The sequence below is a fragment of the Bradyrhizobium betae genome (assembly GCF_004123905.1).
Taxonomy (GTDB): Bacteria; Pseudomonadota; Alphaproteobacteria; order Rhizobiales; family Xanthobacteraceae; genus Bradyrhizobium; species Bradyrhizobium betae_A.
This window is the reverse complement of record NZ_MZXW01000022.1, coordinates 197377-217754: the sequence shown is the minus strand read 5'-3', so window position 1 is coordinate 217754 and position 20378 is coordinate 197377. Positions and strand designations below refer to the sequence as shown.

20 protein-coding genes are annotated in these 20378 nt (G+C 65.1%); 7 read left to right on the top strand and 13 right to left on the bottom strand.

The genetic code is table 11. The annotated features are described in order from the left end of the window. Positions 1-22: 22 nt before the first annotated feature. From B5V03_RS20670 to topA, 3 genes are read right to left on the bottom strand one after another with little or no spacing between them, the layout of a single operon-like run. Positions 23-460, bottom strand: coding sequence for a DUF983 domain-containing protein (locus tag B5V03_RS20670; RefSeq protein WP_129272238.1), 438 nt, complete (start codon positions 458-460; stop codon positions 23-25). After that, entirely contained in the window at positions 454-2805 is a 2352-nt protein-coding gene (gene rnr / locus B5V03_RS20665; RefSeq protein WP_129272237.1) for a ribonuclease R, read from the bottom strand. The genes B5V03_RS20670 and rnr overlap by 7 nt, the downstream gene beginning before the upstream one ends. A gap of 19 nt (positions 2806-2824) precedes the next feature. Further along, positions 2825-5551: a type I DNA topoisomerase gene (topA, locus tag B5V03_RS20660; protein ID WP_129272236.1), complete on the bottom strand. Its 2727-nt coding sequence runs from the start codon at positions 5549-5551 to the stop codon at positions 2825-2827. Between the two features lie 226 nt (positions 5552-5777). Here topA and B5V03_RS20655 point away from each other — a divergent pair, with 226 nt between their 5' ends. Further along, entirely contained in the window at positions 5778-6017 is a 240-nt protein-coding gene (locus B5V03_RS20655) for a hypothetical protein (RefSeq protein WP_129272235.1), read from the top strand. Between the two features lie 310 nt (positions 6018-6327). On the opposite strand, the gene B5V03_RS20650 is transcribed toward B5V03_RS20655, so the two are convergent. After that, positions 6328-6951, bottom strand: a complete 624-nt coding sequence (locus B5V03_RS20650; RefSeq protein WP_164988159.1) for a DUF4145 domain-containing protein — start codon at positions 6949-6951, stop codon at positions 6328-6330. Between the two features lie 332 nt (positions 6952-7283). Next, positions 7284-7751, bottom strand: coding sequence for a winged helix-turn-helix transcriptional regulator (locus tag B5V03_RS20645; RefSeq protein WP_129272233.1), 468 nt, complete (start codon positions 7749-7751; stop codon positions 7284-7286). A 121-nt stretch (positions 7752-7872) separates the two neighbouring features. On the opposite strand from B5V03_RS20645, the gene B5V03_RS20640 reads away from it, so the two are divergent. Then, a complete protein-coding gene (locus tag B5V03_RS20640) occupies positions 7873-8646 on the top strand; it encodes an SDR family oxidoreductase (RefSeq protein WP_164988158.1) in 774 nt (257 codons plus the stop codon). A 176-nt stretch (positions 8647-8822) separates the two neighbouring features. Next, the gene (locus tag B5V03_RS20635; RefSeq protein ID WP_129272231.1) at positions 8823-9005 is read left to right on the top strand and encodes a hypothetical protein; all 183 of its coding nucleotides are present in this window, start codon (positions 8823-8825) and stop codon (positions 9003-9005) included. Positions 9006-9063: 58 nt separating this feature from the next. Here the strand turns inward: B5V03_RS20635 and B5V03_RS20630 are convergent, their stop codons facing one another. Next, positions 9064-9672, bottom strand: coding sequence for an FMN-dependent NADH-azoreductase (locus tag B5V03_RS20630; protein ID WP_129272230.1), 609 nt, complete (start codon positions 9670-9672; stop codon positions 9064-9066). Between the two features lie 94 nt (positions 9673-9766). Between B5V03_RS20630 and B5V03_RS20625 the strand changes: the two genes are divergently transcribed. Further along, entirely contained in the window at positions 9767-10165 is a 399-nt protein-coding gene (locus tag B5V03_RS20625) for a winged helix-turn-helix transcriptional regulator (protein WP_129272229.1), read from the top strand. A 97-nt stretch (positions 10166-10262) separates the two neighbouring features. On the opposite strand, the gene dprA is transcribed toward B5V03_RS20625, so the two are convergent. Next, complete coding sequence (dprA, locus tag B5V03_RS20620) at positions 10263-11405, bottom strand: DNA-processing protein DprA (protein WP_129272228.1); 1143 nt, start codon at positions 11403-11405, stop codon at positions 10263-10265. Between the two features lie 90 nt (positions 11406-11495). On the opposite strand from dprA, the gene B5V03_RS20615 reads away from it, so the two are divergent. Continuing rightward, complete coding sequence (locus tag B5V03_RS20615; RefSeq protein WP_129272227.1) at positions 11496-12740, top strand: amidase; 1245 nt, start codon at positions 11496-11498, stop codon at positions 12738-12740. Here the strand turns inward: B5V03_RS20615 and B5V03_RS20610 are convergent. From B5V03_RS20610 to B5V03_RS20595, 4 genes are all read right to left on the bottom strand, one after another. Beyond that, positions 12732-13922 carry a patatin-like phospholipase family protein gene (locus tag B5V03_RS20610; protein ID WP_164988157.1) on the bottom strand — a complete coding sequence of 397 codons (1191 nt, stop codon included), beginning with the start codon at positions 13920-13922 and terminating at the stop codon, positions 12732-12734. The two genes, B5V03_RS20615 and B5V03_RS20610, sit on opposite strands and share 9 nt — an antisense overlap. A 162-nt stretch (positions 13923-14084) precedes the next feature. Further along, entirely contained in the window at positions 14085-14681 is a 597-nt protein-coding gene (gene plsY / locus B5V03_RS20605; protein ID WP_129272225.1) for a glycerol-3-phosphate 1-O-acyltransferase PlsY, read from the bottom strand. A 35-nt stretch (positions 14682-14716) separates the two neighbouring features. Continuing rightward, entirely contained in the window at positions 14717-16018 is a 1302-nt protein-coding gene (locus B5V03_RS20600; RefSeq protein WP_164988182.1) for a dihydroorotase, read from the bottom strand. Positions 16019-16023: 5 nt separating this feature from the next. After that, positions 16024-16971, bottom strand: coding sequence for an aspartate carbamoyltransferase catalytic subunit (locus tag B5V03_RS20595; RefSeq protein ID WP_129272223.1), 948 nt, complete (start codon positions 16969-16971; stop codon positions 16024-16026). Between the two features lie 282 nt (positions 16972-17253). Here B5V03_RS20595 and B5V03_RS20590 point away from each other — a divergent pair, with 282 nt between their 5' ends. Both B5V03_RS20590 and B5V03_RS20585 read left to right on the top strand, forming a co-directional pair. Next, positions 17254-17967 (top strand): M15 family metallopeptidase, encoded by a 714-nt coding sequence (locus tag B5V03_RS20590; RefSeq protein WP_245502288.1) that lies wholly within the window; start codon positions 17254-17256, stop codon positions 17965-17967. A 38-nt stretch (positions 17968-18005) separates the two neighbouring features. Then, a complete protein-coding gene (locus tag B5V03_RS20585) occupies positions 18006-18776 on the top strand; it encodes a CPBP family intramembrane glutamic endopeptidase (protein WP_129272222.1) in 771 nt (256 codons plus the stop codon). Positions 18777-18945: 169 nt separating this feature from the next. On the opposite strand, the gene B5V03_RS20580 is transcribed toward B5V03_RS20585, so the two are convergent. Together B5V03_RS20580 and ruvX are read right to left on the bottom strand one after the other, a co-directional pair. After that, positions 18946-19869 carry an AEC family transporter gene (locus tag B5V03_RS20580; RefSeq protein ID WP_129272221.1) on the bottom strand — a complete coding sequence of 308 codons (924 nt, stop codon included), beginning with the start codon at positions 19867-19869 and terminating at the stop codon, positions 18946-18948. Next, positions 19866-20363, bottom strand: coding sequence for a Holliday junction resolvase RuvX (ruvX, locus tag B5V03_RS20575; RefSeq protein WP_164988156.1), 498 nt, complete (start codon positions 20361-20363; stop codon positions 19866-19868). Before ruvX ends, B5V03_RS20580 begins: the two co-directional genes overlap by 4 nt. Positions 20364-20378 lie beyond the last annotated feature (15 nt).

Here is a 20378-nt window from a genome sequence, read left to right as displayed (position 1 = left end):
CAAACGCTTTTTGCTTATTTGCTTAGACCGGCGGAATACCATCCGGCGGGTTCTCGTCAAAGCCGTGCATGCGCAGAGCCCATTGCAAGCCGACCACGGCTCCCTTCACCGGCTGCAGCAGCGCCAGCGACGCGACAAAGGTGAAGGGCAGGTAGGCAGCAAAGCTGAGCCAGACCGGCGTGGTGTAATTGGTCTCGATCCACAGAATGGTCGGCACCACGATATGGCCGACGATGACGATGACGAGATAGGCGGGCAGATCGTCGGCGCGATGCGGCGTGAAGTCGAGGTCGCAGACCGCGCAATTGTCCGCGGTCTTCAGGAAGGCGCGGAACAGTTTTCCCTCGCCGCAGCGCGGGCAGCGGCCGCGAAAGCCGCGCTTCATCGCCGTCCAGACATCGCGCTTCTCGACCAGACCGGTCTCGCGCGTCCAGATCTTTGGGGCGGTGCTCGTTACCATGCCTTGCCCTTCTTGCCTTTGCCCTTGTTCTTGCCTTTGCCTTTCTTCGGCTTGCCTGATTTTTGCGTCTCCGGCTTGCGTTTTCTCTCCGGACTGCGGCCGGGATGCGCCTTGATCGAGGGGCGGCGTTGCGGGCCGGATGGCCGGCGCTCGCGCGGCGCGGTCTCGCTGGAGGACGACAGCAGCTCGAAGCGCAGAGCGCCCGCGATCGGCGCTGCTTCGATCAGACGGACGTCAACCACGTCGCCCAACTGATACATGGTGCGGCTGCGCGTGCCGACGAGGGCGTGGCGGCCCTCGTCATAGTTGAAATATTCCGTGCCAAGGGATCGGATCGGGATCAGGCCGTCGGCGCCGGTATCGGCGAGCTTGACGAACAGGCCGGCGCGCGTGACGCCGGAGACGCGCCCCTGAAAGCTTGAGCCGATGCGGTCGGCGAGATGGTGCGCGATCAGGCGGTCGACGGTCTCGCGCTCCGCCTTCATCGCGCGCCGCTCGGTCACCGAGATGTGGGCTGCGACCTCGCCAAGCGTTTCCGGCGTCTCGCTATCGGGCAGGGCACCTTCGCCGAGCCCGAGCGCGCGGACCAATGCGCGGTGCACAACGAGGTCGGCATAGCGGCGGATCGGTGAGGTGAAATGCGCATAGCGGCGCAAATTCAGGCCGAAATGACCGTAATTTTCCGAGGAATATTCCGCCTGTGCCTGCGAGCGCAGCACCACCTCGCTCACCAGCGGGAAGTGGTCGTGGCCTTCGAGCTGGGCCAGCACACGGTTGAACAGAGCCGGGCGCAGCGCGCCTGATTTCGCAAAGGGCACGTCGAGTGTCTTCAAAAACTCCGCGAGCGCGTGGACTTTTTCCAGCGTCGGTTCCTCATGCACGCGGTAGATCAGCGGCAGCGATTTCTTCTCCAGCATCTCGGCGGCCGCGACGTTGGCGAGGATCATGAATTCCTCGATCAGCTTGTGCGCGTCGAGCCTGTCGGGAATGATGACGCGATCGACCGTGCCGTCGCTCTTCAGCAGGATCTTGCGCTCGGGCAGATCGAGATTGAGCGGATCGCGCTCGTCGCGGGCACGTTTGGCGCAGGCATAGGCCGCATAGAGCGGCTTCAGGATCGGATCGAGCAGGGGGCCGGTGGTGTCATCGGGCCGTCCGTCGATCGCGGCCTGCGCCTGCGCGTAGCTCAGTTTTGCCGTCGAACGCATCAGGATGCGGTGAAAGGTATGCGAGCGCTTGCGGCCGTCGGGGCCGAGCACCATCCGCACCGCGAGCGCGCCGCGCGGCTCGCCCGGCACCAGCGAGCAGAGATTGTTGGAGATGCGCTCGGGCAGCATCGGCACGACGCGGTCGGGGAAATAGACCGAGTTGCCGCGGTCGAGCGCGTCGCGGTCGAGCGCCGTGCCCGGCCGCACGTAGAAGCTGACATCCGCAATGGCGACGTTGACGATGAAGCCGCCTCTGTTGTTGGGATCATCATCGGGCTGCGCATGCACCGCGTCGTCGTGATCCTTGGCGTCGGGCGGATCGATGGTGACGAGCGGGACGTCGCGCCAGTCTTCACGGCCCTTCAGATTGGCCGGCTCCGCCGCTTCCGCTTCGCGCTCGGCCGCAGGGGAGAATTGCAGCGGGATGTCGTGGGCGTAGATCGCGATCAGGCTGATCGCTTTCTCCGACTTGACCGAGCCGAGCTTCTCTTTCACCCGGCCAGACGCCAGCCCAAAGCTGCGCGTGCGCACGATGTCGACACTCACGAGGTCGCCGTCTTGCGCGCCGTGCGCATCGGCTGCTGCGATGTTCAGCTCGCGGTCGGCAGCTTTCTTGTCGACGGGGACGAGGCGTCCGCCGCCTTCGGGAAGCGCGCGGAACACGCCGAGGATGCGGCTCTTGGCCTTGTCGAAGACCTTGATGACGTGGCCGCGATAGGCCGGGCCTTCGGCCTCGTTGGTCGGCTCGACGCGCAACAGCACGCGGTCGCGGACGCCCGCAACGGTGCCCGGCTTTGGCCGGCGCGGCATCTGGATGCGGATCTTTGGCGGCTCGCCGCCTTCGACCTCGTCCCATTCGGTGGGGGAGGCGATCAGCTCGCCGTCGGAGTCGCGTCCCGTGATGTCGGCGACCAGCGTCGGCGGGAGGCTGTCGGGCTCTGAAATCGTGTGGCGTTTTTTCTTGATGGTGCCGTCGTCCGCGAGCTCGCGCAGCAGGCGCTTGAGCTCGATGCGATCGGCGTTCTTCAGCCCGAACTCGCGCGCAATTTCGCGGGTGCCGACGTTTCCCTGATTGGCCTTGATGAAGGCGACGATGGCGTTCCGGTCGGGAAAGCCACGGTCATTCTTGCGTTTCACTTAACCTCTAATTCTTGATCTAAGTCTTGCCGGCACTCTTCTTGGCCGGAGCTTTGGCGGCGGCCTTGGTCGGCGACGTCTTTGCGGTCGACGACACGGCGGCGCGCGCCTTGCTGGTGGATTCGGATTTGGTTTTGGCCGCCTTCTTCGCAGCCGGTTTCTTCTTCGGTGCGGCGTCGTCGCCGTCCGCAGTCTTCTTGGCCTTGGCCGGCTTCGCTGCCTTCTTCGGCTTCTTGCCGCCGCCCTTGGCCGCACGCTCGTCGATCAGCGCGATCGCCTGCGGCAGCGTGATGGCGTCTTTCTCGATGTCGCTCGGGATCGTCGCGTTGACGCCGCCGGCCGTGACATAGGCGCCGTAGCGGCCGCCCTTCACGGTGACGGTGCCGAGGGTGGGATGATCGCCGATCGCCTTGCCGGGGTCGGCGCCGAAGCGGCGGCTCGGGCCCTTGGCGATCTTTTCCGCGATCAGCGTCACCGCGCGGTTGATGCCGATGTCGAACACTTCGTCGCCGGCCTCGAGGCTGGCGTAGGTCTTCTCGTGCTTCACGAACGGCCCGAAGCGGCCGAGACCTGCCGTGATCGGCTCACCGGTCTCCGGATGTTTTCCAATTTCGCGCGGCAGCGACAGCAGCTTGAGCGCAAGCTCGAGCTCGACATCCGCGGGCGAGGTGCCCTTCGGAATGCCTGCGCGCTTCGGTTTCTCGCCTTCCTCGTAATCCTTCTGTTCGCCGAGCTGGATGTAGGGACCGAAGCGACCGGCCTTGACCCAGACATCGCGCCCGGTGTCGGGGTCCTGGCCGAGCGAACGGTCGGCGGTGGTCTCGCCATCAGCCGCGAGCTGACGGGTGTAGCGGCATTCCGGATAGTTCGAGCAGCCGACGAAGGCGCCGAACTTGCCGGCCTTCAGATTGAGCCGGCCGTTGCCGCAGCTCGGGCACTGTCTGATATCGCCGCCATCGGCGCGCGGCGGATAGATGTGCTGGCCCAGCATCTCGTCGAGCACATCGAGCACCTGCGCTACGCGCAGATCCTTGATCTCGTCGACGGCACCGATGAAGCCGGTCCAGAAATCCTTCAGCACCTGCTGCCAGGAGATCTCGTTGTTGGAGACGCGGTCGAGCTGCTCTTCCAGATTGGCGGTGAAATCGTATTCGACGTAGCGGGCGAAGAAGCTTTCGAGGAACGCGACCACGACGCGGCCCTTGTCTTCGCCGTGCAGGCGCTTCTTCTCGAGCTTGACGTAGCCGCGGTCCTTCAGGACCTGGAGGATCGAGGCATAGGTCGAGGGCCGGCCGATGCCGAGCTCTTCCATGCGCTTGACCAGCGAGGCCTCCGAGAAGCGCGGCGGCGGCTCGGTGAAATGCTGAGTGACGGCGAGCGACTGCCGCTTCAGCGCGTCGTTCGGGCTCATTGCGGGCAGGCGGCGGGAGTCTTCGTCCTCCTCGTCGTCGCGGCCTTCCTGATAGAGCGCGAGGAAACCGTCGAACTTGACGACCTGGCCGGTGGCGCGCAGCTCCAGCGTGCGACCGCCGGCTTTCGCCGTGATGTCGACGGTGGTGCGCTCCAGCTCGGCCGATTCCATCTGGCTCGCGATGGTGCGCTTCCAGATCAGCTCGTAGAGTCTGGCCTGGTCGGCATCGAGCTTGCGGCTCATGCTGTCGGGGCGGCGCGACAAGTCGGTCGGGCGGATCGCTTCGTGCGCTTCCTGGGCGTTCTTGGCCTTGGCCTGGTACTGGCGCGGGGTATCAGGCACATAGGCGTTGCCGTAATCCTCGCCGATCACCTTGCGCGCCTGGGTGATCGCGGACGGATCGATCTGCACGCCGTCGGTCCGCATATAAGTAATGAGTCCGGTGGTCTCGCCGCCGATGTCGATGCCCTCATAAAGACGCTGCGCGATGCGCATCGTATGCGCAGGCGCAAAGCCGTATTTGCGGCTGGCTTCCTGCTGCAGCGTCGAAGTGGTGAAGGGCGCCTGCGGATTGCGCCGGGCGGGTTTTGCGTCGACCGCGGTCACCGCGTAGGCGGCCGCTTCCAGCGCCTTCTTGAAGTCTTCGGCTTCCGCGCCGGTGCCGATGTCGAGACGCTGGATCTTCTTGCCGTCGGCACCGACGAGACGGGCCTCGAAGGCATCGCCGCGCGGTGTCAGCAGGGTCGCGATCAACGACCAATATTCACGCGCGACGAACTTTTCGATTTCGAGTTCGCGATCGCAGACCAGCCGCAGCGCCACCGACTGCACGCGGCCCGCCGAGCGGGCGCCCGGCAGCTTGCGCCACAGCACGGGGGAGAGGGTGAAGCCGACCAGATAGTCCAGCGCACGGCGCGCCATGTAGGCGTCGACCAGCGCACCGTCGATCTCGCGCGGATGCTTCATCGCGTCCGTGACGGCCTGCTTGGTGATGGCGTTGAACACCACGCGCTCGATCTTCTGATCCTTCAGCGCGCGCTTCTCTTTCATCACTTCGAGCACGTGCCAGGAGATGGCCTCGCCCTCGCGATCGGGGTCGGTCGCCAGAATCAGGCGGTCGGCGTTCTTCAGCGACTTGGCGATATCGTTGAGCCTGGAGGCCGCCTTGGGGTCGACCTCCCAAATCATCTTGAAATTGGCGTCGGGATCGACGGAACCGTTCTTCGCCGGCAAGTCCCGGACATGGCCGAACGAGGCCAGAACCTCATAGGACGAGCCCAGATACTTGTTGATCGTCTTGGCTTTCGCCGGCGACTCCACAATGACGATATTCATGTAGTTCCAGTAACTTACGGGGGAAATCTGGGCCGAATTCGATGAGATTCGGGTCGGCCCTTTCGACCCGAACATGGGTGGTGCGACCCTCGCTGTCAAATCGGGGGGTGTAGAAAGCCTTCGGAATGGGAAAAGTTTCATATCGAGAAAGTTGCGAAATACCACCTTGGAGTTGTGGCCGGTGTCGGCGTAGAGTTCCTGCGGGCATGGATTCGGGTGGGGTCTGGTGACAAAGCCAGGAAAGAAACGACCGCGCGCCGCGTTTGGCGCGCGGGGAGGCTCGCGCAACGAGGAACCGGGGGAGGGCGGCGTCGAGGAGGCTGTCGCCTTCATCGCCGAGCAGGTCGGCGCATTGCGCAAGCTCGCCGAGCGCCACAGGCTCGATGTGCTGCATTATCTCCTGGGGATGACCAAGCTCGAGGCCGATGAGCATCTGCGGCTGCGGAGCAGGCGCAAGCTGTCGTGAGGCGGCGGGACTGCGGACACGCGAGCGCGCCGCTATCTGATCCGTCATCCTGAGGTGCTCGCGTAGCGAGCCTCGAAGGATGAGCGGCCCCGCTGCTGCAGCCGGGCCGTCGCCCTTCGAGGCTCGCCGAAGAGGCGAGCACCTCAGGGTGACGGAGAGAGAATTGAGCGCGCTGCATCAACCTCGTCATTGCGAGCGCAGCGAAGCAATCCAGAGTCTTTCCGCGGAGGGATTCTGGATTGCTTCGCGCTCATGGTCGTGCTCGACGAACTAGGGTATCGCAAGCGGGTTTGACCTACTCCGCGGGCCCTTACGGTTTGGACCTGCGCGCCTGCACAAGGGCTGGAAGCGAAAACAGATAGCGCATCACCATCTCGGTGATGTTGCGCAGGTCAGTCAGCTCCTCGCGGGTCGGAGGCTCTTCCTCGTGAGCAGCATCATTACCGAGATCGCGGACGTGATCAGCCCATTCGGCGATATCGGCCGTCAGCTTGCCGGCCGCCGCGAGTTTCTTGATGCGGGCCGCGAGTACGCCCTTGGTGTCCGGGTCGATTTTCTTCAGTCCGACGTCGAGCGCCTTGCGATACATCGTGCCGGCTGCTTCCTCGTTTCCATCCGTCGGGAAGTTCCGCTCAGCTTGCAGGTAGATGCGCTCGACATCGGCCGGCATATTCTCCGGGATTACCGGTCCTGGTGGCTCCGGCCAGAAGGTTATGACCTCGAAGAAACGCGTCACGTCGAGATCTTCGCCCCATTGTCTCGGGTCATTTCCAGGGGCTCGGATGATCTGCAGATGGGCCGCGCTGGGCATGCCGCATTTCGGACAGTCGAGGTGAACGACAGGTTGCTGCGGGTGAAAAAACTGCCCGGCATAAACTCTGAGGGCAATGTGCTCGGTGAGGCAATGAGGGCACTGATGGGTGAAGGTCGCCATGTCAATGGAATCCAAAATGCAGGGAGCCGAGCGCGACATACGGATTGCGCTGCGCTCGAAGGACGCAATGGCGGCGATGATATCCTTTTACGAGATGCGATCGGAAGCGGAAAAGCTAGCGAGGGATGCACGGCCCCGCTGATGCATTTGGGCCGTCGCCCTTCGAGGCTCGCCGAAGCGGCGAGCGCCTCAGGGTGACGGTGTTAGATTTGAGCGCGCCGCTCTAACCCCGTCATTGCGAGCGCAGCGAAGCAATCCAGAATCTTTCCGCGGGGGCAGTCTGGATTGCTTCGCTGCGCTCGCAATGACGGCGAGGTGGCATTGTGCCGCCATCACGCCGACCGCCGGCGCGGCGCCGGCCGCGGCTTCAGCGTGATATCGGCCAGGCTGAGCAACCGTCCATCCTCGGCGTGCAGTTCGAGCTTCTTCACCGGGCGGCCTTTCGCGCGATCGACCATGATCGTGTCGATCTCCTCAGGCGTGTCATCGAACTCCTCGCTCCATTGCCGGAGCGCGACCAGGATCGGGAAGAGGCCGCGTCCCTTCGGCGTCAGCACATACTCTTGATACGCGCTGCCGTCGGAGGCAGGGGCCATCGCCAGAATGCCGTGGTCGAGCATCGATCGCAGCCGGGCCGACAAGATGTTCCTGGCCATGCCGAGCTTGCTCTGAAGCTCGCCGAAGCGGCGCACGCCAAGCATCGCTTCACGGATGATCAGGAGCGTCCACCAGTCGCCGATCGCCTCCAGCGAGCGCGCGACGGGGCAGCCGTCGCCCTCGAAGCTGGTTCGTTTCACCATCGTTCCGGTCCTGTCACGTTCGCACGATTCCAGCGCCAATCACGCGCTTGTGTGGTTGCATCATAAAACCATGTGGCCTAGATGGCAACTCAGTTTCATTATGCAACCACTGGAGACGAGCATGAGACTTCAAGGCAAGACGGCACTGATTACGGGTGGCAATGGCGGCATCGGGTTTGCGACCGCAAAGCTGTTCGTGGCCGAGGGCGCGAAGGTGGTGATCACCGGGCGCAACAAGGAGACGCTGGCGGCTGCCGCGAAGGAGCTCGGCCCGAACGCGCTCGCGCTCGTCGCCGACGCGACCGACATCGCCGCGACCGACGGCGCGATCAAGCAGGGCGCCGAAAAGTTCGGCAAGTACGACATCGTGTTCGCCAATGCCGGCATTCCCGGCGGCACGCCGCTCGGCTCGGCGACGCTGGAGGTGTTCGAGAAGGTCATCAGCACCAACCTCACCGGCGTGTTCTTCACGGTGCAGTCCGCGCTGCCTTATCTCAACGACAATTCCTCGATCATCCTCAACGGCTCGGTGATCTCGGTGCTCGGTATTCCCGGTTACTCCGCCTACGGTGCCGCCAAGGCCGGCGTACGCGCGATGGCGCGGATCATGGCTTCAGAGCTGTCGCCGCGCGGCATCCGCGTCAACGTCGTCGCGCCCGGTGCGATCCGCACGCCGATCTGGGGCGCGGCGATCGCAACGCCCGAAGCGGAGAAAGCGTTCGAGAAGCGCATCGGGATGTCGACGCCGCTCGGGCGCATTGGTGAACCAGATCACATTTCGAAGACGGTGCTGTTCCTCGCCTCCGATGATGCCGCGCATATTCAGGGACAGGAGATCTTCGTCGATGGCGGCGCGGTGGCCTCGCCGAGCGGTGCGCCGATCTATCGCGGCTGATCAAGTCTATCGAAAATTGAATCGGTCGGCGCGACAGAAGCGGTTGCGCCGGCCGGTTCCTACATCTGGCGAGATGTATTTTCTGAACCTTGCGTGATGCGTTGAACCTTCGCGCACGCTGCCAAGACTTTTTTACGGGCAGGGGGTCATAAGACCCATTTTCAAGGGAGCCCGTGATGCCAAAGGCAGCTCGCATACTTTCTCCGATTTCAGCACCGCGCATTTACACCGAACGTTCCGCCATTCCCGCCAAACGCTCCGACACCTCGGAGTTCATCGGAGTGGCCATTTTCTCCGGCATCGGCTTGTTCGTTTCGCTCATCGCCGTCATCCTGGGCGTTCAGGGCGCCTGGTTTTAGCCCTGTCGAACTGTCAGCCGCCGCCGGACTCCGGCAGCGGCTGTTGTCGGCGTAAGCTTTACGCCGCTTGCAGGCCGTTCGCCGCCTGAAGCGCGCCGGCCAGCGCCTTCTCGCGATGCTCAGGGCCAACCTGGATGCCATCGGCGACGATGAATTCAGGGCTTGTGACGCCCATGAAAGCGAACACGCCGCGCAAATAGGTTTCGAGGTGCTCCAGCGACGCCGCCGGCGTACCCGGGCCGTAATAGCCGCCGCGCGAGATCGCCACGATCACGCGCTTGCCGCCGGCGAGGCCCTGCGGGCCGTTCGCATCGTATTTGAAGGTTTTTCCCGCCACGAGCACGCGGTCGATCCAGGCCTTGAGCTGACTGGGGATGGTGAAATTGTACATGGGCGCGCCGATCACGACGATGTCAGCATCGAGGAACTCATTCAGCACCATTGCACTCGCGGCGAGGTCGGGAGCGAGTTCCGCCGGCGCGGGTGCGCCTTGCGCGGCCGCCAGATGCGAGCCCGAGAGGTGGGCGAGCGGGGTCTGGGTCAGGTCGCGATAGACGAGGTCGAGCGAGGGCGTTGCCTGCCGCAGGCGGTCGACGATGGCGGCGGAAACCTGCCGGGAGACGGAGTGGGGGCCGAGCACGCTGGAGTCGATATGGAGGAGTTTCATTGGGTCACCGATGGTATATGTTTGTAACTGGCACTACATGAGTGACTGTCAAAATCTCCGCAAGAACGCACTTTTTTGAGCCGAGGGCACATTTTTGGAACTGACACACAGCGATTTGCCTGCCTTGCAGGCGCCGCACCCTGACCACGCCGACTGCCGCGGCGTCGCCTCGATCCTCGCCCGGGTCGGCGACAAATGGAGCGTGTTCGTCATCATGAACCTGAGCGGTGGGCCAAAGCGCTTCAATGAGCTCAAACGCGTGATCAACGGCATCTCGCAGCGGATGCTGACCCTGACGCTGCGCGGGCTGGAGCGCGACGGCCTCGTCACGCGCACGATCTTTCCGACCATTCCGCCGCGCGTCGACTACGAGCTGACCGATCTCGGCCGCGGGCTGCAACAGCCGGTGAAGGCGCTCGGGGAATGGGCGATGGCGCACCAGGAGCAGATCGCGGCGGCCCGCACGCGGTTCGACGAGCGCAACAACACCTAGAGCATGATCCGGAAAAGTGTGAAGCGGTTTTCCGAAGAGATCACGCGCAAACAAAGAGCTAAAGCGCGATGACGATTCAACCCAATCGCATCGCGCTTTAGAGAAGCGAGACCAATCCACCGCCATGGCGTTCGAGCCGGCCGGCAAGCTCGAGCTCCAGCAGCACGGTGCGCACGATCGCGGGCGAGGCGCCGGACATCCGCACGAGGTCGTCGATCGTGACAGGGGCGGGGCCGAGCAGGCTGGTGATCTGATCGCGGTCGTGGCTTTGCGGATCGCTCTCGAACGGTTCGCTGTCGGGCTCGCTGGCCGGATGCATCACCGGCCGCTCCATGATCGGTGCGACGGCGTTGATGATGTCGGAAGCTTCCGTGACGAGCGTTGCGCCCTGCTTGAGCAGATCATTGGTGCCGGCCGCGCGCGGGTCGAGCGGCGAGCCGGGCACCGCAAAGACCTCGCGGCCCTGTTCGGCCGCCATGCGCGCGGTGATCAGCGAGCCCGAGCGGTGCGCCGCCTCCACCACGACCACGCCGAGCGCGGCGCCCGAGATCAGCCGGTTGCGGCGGGGAAAATCGCGCGCCCGCGGCTCGTGGCCGAGCGGCATCTCGGAGATCGCAGCACCCTGGTGATCGAGGATCGCGGCGAGCAGATCGCCATGCTCGGGCGGATAGATGCAATCATGTCCGCCGGCGAGCACCGCGATGGTGCCGCTTGCGACGCTGGTGCGATGCGCCGCCTGATCGACGCCGCGGGCGAGGCCCGAGATGACGACAAAACCGGCTTCGCCAAGCTCGCGCGCGAGCTGGCCAGCGAATTTCAGTCCGGCGCCGGAGGCATTGCGCGAGCCGACGATGGCGATCATCGGGCGCATCAGCGCTGTGGTGTCGCCGCGCACCGCGAGCAGCGGCGGCGCATCGTCGATCATCGCCAGCCGCGCCGGATAGCCGTCCTCGCCGGGCGCGAGCCAGGCGATGCCGAACTTGCGGCTCGCGGCGAGCTCGGCTTTTGCCTCATCGGCACTACAAATGCGCCCCGATCGCGGCGCGCCGCCGCGGCGGGCGAGATCAGGCAGCCGCTCCAGCGCCGCGCGCGGGCTCCCGAAATGATCGACCAGCGACCGGAAGGTGCGCGGCCCGACATTGTCGGAGCGGATCAGCCGCAGGCGGTCGATCCTGTCAGGTTCGGTCAGCTCCACGCTTCGGTTGATGGCGTCCACGGCGTCTCCTTGTGGACGCAGCATGGAACAACCTGAGGGCGTGGGCAACAGGGACGTGCGCTTGCGCGGCCGCATCGCGATGCTAAAAGCGATCCCAATAAGAAGGGTATTGCCATGATCTCACTTGCCGACCTCCAGCGCCGCATTGAAGCGGGCGAGCTTTCGCCTGAGGACGCCATCGCCCAGTCGCACGCGGCGATCGAGGCCAGGGAGAAGGACGTTCGCGCCTTCGTCCGTCACGACAAATCCGCGAAGGCGCAAGCCGCCGGCCCGCTGCGCGGCATCGCGGTCGGCATCAAGGACATCATCGACACCGCCAATATGCCGACCGAGATGGGCTCGGAGATCTATCGCGGCTGGCAGCCGCGTTCGGATGCGCCTGTGGTGATGATGCTGAAGCGGGCGGGCGCCACCATCATCGGCAAGACCACGACGACGGCGTTCGCCTCGCGCGATCCGACGCCGACGCTCAATCCGCACCATCTCGGCCATACGCCGGGTGGTTCGTCCTCGGGCTCGGCGGCGGCCGTCGGCGCCGGCATGATTCCGCTGGCGCTGGGCACCCAGACTGGTGGCTCGGTGATCCGGCCCGCCGCCTATTGCGGAGCTGCCGCGATCAAACCGTCGTTCCGGATGCTGCCGACGGTCGGCGTCAAATGCTATTCGTGGGCGCTCGACACGGTCGGCTTGTTCGGATCGCGTGCGGAAGATCTTGCGCGCGGACTTTTGGGCATGACAGGCCGCACCGAATTCTCCGGCATCGCCGCGGCGAAGGCGCCGCGTATCGGCGTAGTCAGGCAGGAGTTTGCCGGTGCCGTGGAGCCGGCGGCGGAAGAGGGATTGCAGGCCGCGATCAAGGCGGCGGAGAAGACCGGCGCCAGCGTGAAGACCATCGACCTGCCGGAGTCGGTGCAGGAGGCCTGGCGCATCCACCCCATCATCCAGGATTTCGAGGCGCATCGTGCGCTCGCCTGGGAGTTTGACCAGCGTCACGACGAGATCGCGCCGATGCTGCGCGCCAGCCTCGATGCCACCGTCGGCCTGACGCCGAAGGACTACGACGAAGCCCGCCGGATCGCCCGGCGCGGCCGCCGCGAGCTCAGTGAGTTGTTCGAGGGTTTTGACGTGCTCCTGACCTATTCGGCACCGGGCACGCCGCCAGCCAAGGAGCTCGCCTCCACCGGTGACCCCAAATACAATCGGGTGTGGACGCTGATGGGCAATCCTTGCGTCAATGTGCCGGTGCTGAAGGTCGGCGGCCTGCCGATCGGCGTGCAAATGATTGCGCGCTTCGGCAACGATCCCGGCGCGCTTTCGGCGGCGTGGTTCCTGGAGGATGCGCTGGCGAAGTCAGGCTAGCGCCGGTTCGGCTGCTGGCAGGGCGCGTTGAGCCTCGGTGCCGACCGCGTCTTGCCCGAGCCAGCGCTCGGCGGCCGCGCGGCCGCTTCGGTGCAACAGGCGGATGAAGCCGCGGCCGAGATCGGTCGATGAGCGCTGCGCGAGTCCCTCAACGGAGTCTTCGGCGGCAATCCTGGAGAGGCGCAGCGATGGGGCGGCGTGTTCCTTCGCCCATTCGAGCGCCGCAATCTCGGCATTGAGCGCCGCATTGGCGGCGATCTGGTCGAGCCGGCGGTCGATGGCGGCGAGCGTGATCGGCACGTAGCTGTCGCGGGACGGGGTGAGCTGGACGAGCAGCAGGTCGGCAGTCGTCGATTCCTGCGCCAGCTTGATTAGCGGCGGATTGCCGCCAAAACCGCCGTCCCAATAGCCCTCGCCGTCGATCTCGACGGCGCAGTGAACCAGCGGCGGACAGGTCGAGGCCAGCGCAACATCGGCAGTGATGGCGTCGTTGCGAAAGATCTGCTGCTGGCCGTCGCGGATCCGCGTCGCCGCGATCAGCAGTTTTGGGCAGGCCGCATCGCGCAGCGCCGCGAAATCGATGTCGCGCGACAGCGCCTGCCGCAGCGGATCGAGATCGAACGGATCGAACTGGCCGGAGCGCAGCGTCGGCCCGAACGCGACCGAGCTTCCCGCCGGCGAGAAGCCACCGACCAGCATCAGCGAGCGGAACGAGGCCTCGTGCATCAGGCGGATCCAGAACCGGTTCAGCCGCGCGCGGGCCGCTTCGCGGCCGCCTTCGGCGAGGCCGCAAGCCAGCAGGAGCGCGTTGATGGCGCCGGCGCTGGCGCCGCTGATGGTGTCGACCTCAATGGATGGCTCTTCCAGCAGCCGCTCCAGCACGCCCCAGGTGAAAGCTGCAAAAGTGCCGCCGCCCTGGAGCGCCAGCGACAGTTTTCGCGGCGGCCATTGTCCGGAGCGGCTCTCGCGCGCGGCAGGCGAGGTTGCGACCTCGACAGGAGCCGCGGCTTTCGCAACGGGGGCAGGCGGCACTGGCGGAGGAACGCGCGCAGGCTCGGGGAGAGGAGGCGGCGAAGGCGCATCGGACCAGATGTTGGTCGTCGATAGCAGTTGGCTCGCCGCAGTGCGCGCAGCACCTTGCGAACCACCGTCGATATGCGCGCCGACCATCTTCTCGCTCATTCTGAGCAACCGCGTAACGCCGTTTCCTATGTCACGATGACAGGCAAGGAACCTGATCGCCACTCTAGCCGTGGGTCGGCTGAGAGTTGCGAACAAGATTTGGCATATAATGCGGAGGTGGCGCGGCGGTATCCGTACTTTTTCCGGTCTCGAAAACGCTACTTACGCCTTCTCGCCGATCCGGCTTTCTTTTCCCGATTGCAGCCGCTTGATGTTCTCGCGATGCGCGTAGAACAGCAGCAGCGTCAGCACCGCGGCCAATGCTGCGAGCGCAAGGTGGCCGAACCACCACAGGAACATCGGCGTGATGAACGACGCCACCAGCGCCGAGAGCGAGGAGTACCGGGTGGTGAAGGCGGTCGCCAACCAGAGCACGCAGAACACCAATGCGGCCGGCCAGAACAGGCCGAGCAGGATGCCGATATAGACGGCGACACCCTTGCCGCCTCTAAACTTCAGCCAGACCGGGAAGAGATGGCCGAGGAATGCGCCGAGGCCTGCCACCATCGCGGCATTGGGCCCGGCGATATAGCCTGATATCACCACCGCCGCGGTGCCCTTGAGTGCATCGAGCAGCAGGGTGCCGGCGGCAAGGCTCTTGCGTCCGGTGCGCAGCACATTGGTGGCACCGATGCTGCCGGAGCCGATCGAGCGGATATCCTGGGTGCCGGCGAGCCTAGTCAGGACCAGCCCGAACGGAATCGAGCCGAGCAGGTAGCCGATGATGAAGGCCACCGGCAGGAAAGCTTCAAGCCCCATGGCGGCACCCTTTTGTTGGACGTACACACCGCGCATCAGACATGCTCGTAGACCGTCCGTCCGCCGACAATGGTGCGCACCACGCGGCCTGTAAAGCGGGCTTCGTCGAACGGGGTGTTCTTGCAGGGCGATTTGAGGTCGGCGGGATCGACCACCCAGGGCACATCGGGGTCGATCACGATGACGTCCGCCGGGCTGCCCGCGCGCAGGGTTCCACCTGATAGCCCCAGGATCTCGGCCGGCCGGGTCGACATCGCCCGGATCAGCGTCTTGAGGTCCAGCTCGCCATTGTGCACGAGCCGCAGGCCCGCCGGCAGCATGGTCTCGAGCCCGATGGCGCCGGGGGCTGCTTCCGCGAACGGCAGGCGCTTGACCTCGACGTCCTGCGGGTTGTGGTCGGACATGATGACGTCGAGGAGACCGGAGGCGATCGCGGCGACCAGCGCGCGGCGGTCGTCCTCGGTGCGCAGCGGCGGCGACAGCTTCAGGAACGTCCGGTAGGGGCCGATGTCGTTCTCGTTCAGCGCAAGATGGTTGATCGAGACCGAGGCGCTGACGGCAAGGCCGGCATCGCGGGCGCGCTTGAGGACGTCGAGCGAGTCGATGCAGGACAGCGATGCGGCGTGATAGCGGCCGCCGGTCAACGCGACGAGGCGCATGTCGCGTTCGAGCATGACCGCTTCGGCGGCGTTCGGAATGCCCATCAGGCCGAGCCGGGTCGCGAACTCGCCCTCGTTCATGACGCCTTCGCCGATGAGATCAGGGTCTTCGGTGTAGTGCACGATCAGCGCGTCGAAATCGCGGGCGTAGGTCAAGGCCCGGCGCATCACCTGGGCGTTGGTGACGCTTCGATCGCCGTCGCTGAACGCGACCGCGCCGGCGGCCTTGAGCAGGCCGAACTCGGTCATCTCCTCGCCGCGCATACCCTTGGTGAGGGCCGCCATCGGCTGGATGTTGACGATCGCGGTGTCGCGGGCGCGCCGCATCACGAAGTCGACGGTCGCCGAATTGTCGACGACGGGCAAGGTGTCGGGCTGGCAGATGATGGTGGTGATGCCGCCGGTCGCGGCCGCCTGGCTCGCGGAGGCAAAGGTCTCGCGATGGCTGTAGCCGGGCTCGCCGACGAAGGCGCGCATGTCGATCAGGCCGGGCGCCACGATCTTGCCGGTGCAGTTGACGACGTCGGTGCCCTCGGGGACGCCGGCCGCGCCAATGCCGCGGCGGGTCTCGCGGATGGTGCCGTCGGCGATGAGGACGTCGCCGATGCCGTCAAAATCCCTGGAGGGATCGACGACGCGGGCATTGGCGAGCAGGATCGGGCGGCGGTCGGTCAACATGAGCATCACGCGTTCGGCAGGTTACGGGCGAGCGCTTCCAGCACCGCCATGCGAACGGCGACGCCCATCTCGACCTGTTCCCGGATCAGCGACTGCGCGCCATCGGCGACCGCAGTGTCGATCTCGACGCCACGGTTCATGGGGCCCGGATGCATGACGAGAGCGTCCGGTTTGGCGTAAGCGAGCTTCTTCTGGTCCAAGCCGAAATAATTGAAATATTCGGAAGTCGATGGCACGAAAGAGCCGTTCATGCGCTCGCGCTGGAGCCGCAGCATCATGACGATGTCGGCGCCTTCGAGGCCCTCGCGCATGTCGCGCGCGACCTCGACACCCATCCTTTCGATGCCGGGCGGCAACAATGTGGTGGGGCCGACCACGCGGACGCGGGCGCCCATGGTGTTGAGCAGGATGATGTTGGAGCGCGCCACGCGCGAATGCAGGACGTCGCCGCAGATCGCAATCACGAGCCCCTCGATGCGGCCCTTGTTGCGGCGGATGGTCAGCGCGTCGAGCAGCGCTTGCGTGGGATGCTCATGCGCGCCGTCGCCGGCATTGATCACGGAACCGTCAACCTTGCGGGCCAGTAGTTCCACCGCGCCGGAGGCGTGATGGCGCATCACCAGGATGTCCGGGTGCATGGCGTTGAGCGTCATCGCGGTGTCGATCAGCGTCTCGCCCTTCTTGATGGACGAGGAGGCGACCGACATGTTCATGACGTCGGCGCCGAGGCGTTTTCCCGCGAGCTCGAACGAGGACTGGGTCCGGGTGGAGGCCTCGAAGAAGAGGTTTATTTGCGTCCGTCCACGCAGGACGGTGCGCTTCTTGTCAACCTGGCGGTTGAGCTCGACATATTCTTCGGACAGGTCGAGGAGGCCGGTGATGTCGGCCGCGGAAAGGCCCTCGATGCCCAGCAAATGCCGGTGGCCGAGGACGAAGGTCGATTTCGATGTCATTAAAGCGAGAGCTATAGGCGCGGACGGCTGGGGGGGCAAGGGCCAATGCCGGGGCGGGGAGTTATCCCCTGATCTGTCGGGCCTGCCGCTGCGGCGGGGCCTCTCCGTCATGCCCGGGCATAGCCGTCTGAAGGACGGCATCGCTTCCGCTTGCCTATGTCCCGGGCATTCACGATCTTCTATCGCATTTGAGGCAAAAGGACGTGGATGGCCGGGACAAGCCCGGCCATGACGATGTGGGAGCATCCGTTGAAAATAATCCTGATAGTGCTCTTGGCTGCAATGACGATCAGCGCCGCTCACGCCCAATCGCTCCCCGGCGGCTTCGTCTATTTGCGCGATATCGATCCCACGATCATCCAGGACATCCGCTACGCCACCTCGAACAATTTCGTCGGCCGCCCGCTCGCCGGCTACAACGCCGGCGAATGCGTGGTGAAGCGGGAGGTGGGGCTGCGGCTGAAGGTGGTTCAGCAGGAACTCGCGGCGCAAAATCTCTCGCTCAAGATGTTGGACTGCTACCGGCCGGCGCGGGCTTCGGTCGACATGGTGAGATGGTCGCAGAACGGCCGCGAGACGGCGGCCGAGCGGCGCTACAACCCGACGATCCCGAAGACCGAGCTGTTCCGCCTCGGCTACATCGCGAGCCGCTCGCAGCATTCCACGGGGGCGGCGCTCGATCTCACTCTGGTTGATCTCAAGGCTGACATTTCCACCAAAATCGATCCGTCAAAAATGTACGCGGACTGCACGGCGGCGGCGGAAGCGCGGCTACCGGAAGGCAGCGTCGACATGGGCACCGGCTATGACTGCACCGATGTGAAGGGCCATACCGCCGCACCGTCGATCAATCCGGATCAGCGCGCCTGGCGCAAGCGGCTGGTGGCTGCGATGGCGAGGCAAGGCTTTGTGAACTATTCGAAGGAGTGGTGGCATTTTTCGCTGCCGGGGGCGGGCGGAGCGGCCTATGATTTCCCGATTCAGCCGCGGCATTGAGCGCCCGATGGTCTGCCGCACCTAACGAAAGCCACTTGATGGACTCCCTCAATCCTGAACACCCGCCACTGACCGTGATGCCGGCGGAGCATGCGCCGCGCGTCTGGATGTTCTGGGGCACGGCGCTGTGGGGCGTCGTCATTTTCGCGGCAATGTTCGTGGGGCAGATCGGTGCCATCGTCTATCTGGTCTGGAGCCACGGCGCTCCCATGAGCCTTGCATCGATGCAGGACGTCGGTCGCGAACCCGCGGCGCTCGCGCTGTCGGTGACCATGGGCCTGCCATCGACGCTGGCGGCGGTGTGGCTTGCCATCCGCATCAAGAAGGCCTCCTTCGTCGATTATCTCGCGCTGCATTGGCCGTCCTGGAAGCAACTGCTGTTCGGCGCGGTCGGGCTGATCCTGCTGGTGCTGGCGTGGGAGACGATATCGCGCAGCCTCGGCCGCGAGGCGACGCCGGGATTCATGACGGATCTGTTGAAATCGGGCCGCGACAAGGGCGCCGCACTGATGCTGTTGTTCGCCTTCAGCGTGGCTGCGCCGATGTCGGAAGAGGTTTTGGCGCGAGGCTTTCTTTTTCGCGGCTGGTCGGCAAGCTTCCTGCGCGTGCCCGGCGCGATCATCCTGTCGTCGCTGGTGTGGACCGTCGTGCATTTGCAGTATGACGCCTACTTCCTCGCAGAGGTCTTCACCATCGGCGTGTGGTTCGGCTACATGCGCCATCGCGCCAACTCGCTCTGGCTGACGATCGTGCTGCATGCGCTGAACAACATGACCGCGGTGGTGCTGACGATGTGGCTGGGGAGCTAGCCCGGCAGTTCCCCCCACACTCCGTCATTGCGAGCGAAGCGAAGCAATCCAGACTGTCTCCTCGGAGACTACCTGGATTGCTTCGTCGCATCAGCGCAAAATTGCTCCGCAATTTTGTCGCGAGCTCCTCGCAATGACGAGGTGAGAGAAGTGCCCACAATGACGCGGTCTACGCCACCAGCGCGATCGCGATCGGCATTGTGATCGCGGCCAAAATTGTCTGGAGCGTGATGATCTGCGCCAGCAGCGGCGCGTCGCCGCCCATCTGGCGGGCCAGCACATAGGCGCTTGGCGAGGTGGGCACCGCCGCGCAGATCGCGACGATCGCGAGGCTGTCGCCTGAGAGGCCGAACCAGGCGGCGAGCACCAGCGCGAGCACGGGCATCAGCACCAGCTTGAAGGTGACGCCAAGGCCAGCGCTCACGCTGGGGCGCAGCAGCCCCTTGAGCTGGAGGCCGGCGCCGGTGACGAGCAGGCCGATGGCGAGCGAGGAACGGCTGAGTGCGTCCGCCACCTCATGCCAGATTTTCGGCAATGGCAGGTGCAGCAGGTTGATAGCGAGCCCGATCACGCAAGCCCAGATCAGGGGATTACGGATCACCGTCATGACGATCGCGCGCGCGGACTGCTTTTCCGGCGACGCATAATGCGCGAGCACGGCGACGCTGAACACGTTGACCAGCGGAATGATCGCAACCATAGCCACCGACGCCAGCGCCAGACCGACATCGCCATACAGATTGGCGGAGACCGACAGCGCGACATAGGTCTGCCAGCGCGTCGCGCCCTGGAAGATCGAGGTGAAGGCGGGGCCGTCGATGTCGAGCCGCGACAGGGCCGGCCGAAGCGCAAGGCACAGCAGCGACATCGCGAGTGCCGACAGCAGCAGCGCGCCGCCGACGCCGGCGACCGGCACCTTTGTGAGGTCCGCCTTCACCAGCGTCTGGATCAGGAGCATCGGGAACAGCACGAAATAGGTCAGCCGCTCCAACCCGTGCCATTGCGTGTCCAGCCGCATCAGGCTGTGCCGGAGCACGACGCCGAGCACGATCAGGATGAAGACCGGCACCAGTGCCGCGATCACCACAATCATGGATCAGCCAGCCCTGGGCTAGCGCGCAAATTGGCAAGGCGATCGAGCGCGCCTTGCAGGATGAAGATCGCGGCGTGCTCGTCGATCACCTCGGCCCGCTTGGCACGGCTGACATCCATGCCGATCAGCTCGCGCTCGACGGCCGCGGTCGAGAGGCGCTCGTCCCAGAGGCCGATCGGGAGCGTGGTCAGGCCGGCGAGATTGCGGGCAAACGCCCGGGTGGACTGCGCGCGCGGGCCCTCGCTGCCGTCCATGTTGATGGGCAGCCCGAGCACGAAGCCGACCGCCTTGCGCTCGGCGGCGATCGCCAGCAGCCGGGCGGCGTCCTGCTTGAACGCCTTGCGCTGGATGGTCTCGACGCCGGTCGCAAGCCGCCGGTCCGGATTGGACACGGCAACGCCGATGGTCTTGGTGCCCAAATCAAGCCCGACCAGCCCGCCGCGTTCGGGCCAGTGGGTTGCAGCATCGATCAGTGGCAGGATAAGAGCCGGCATGGATTTAGCGCATAT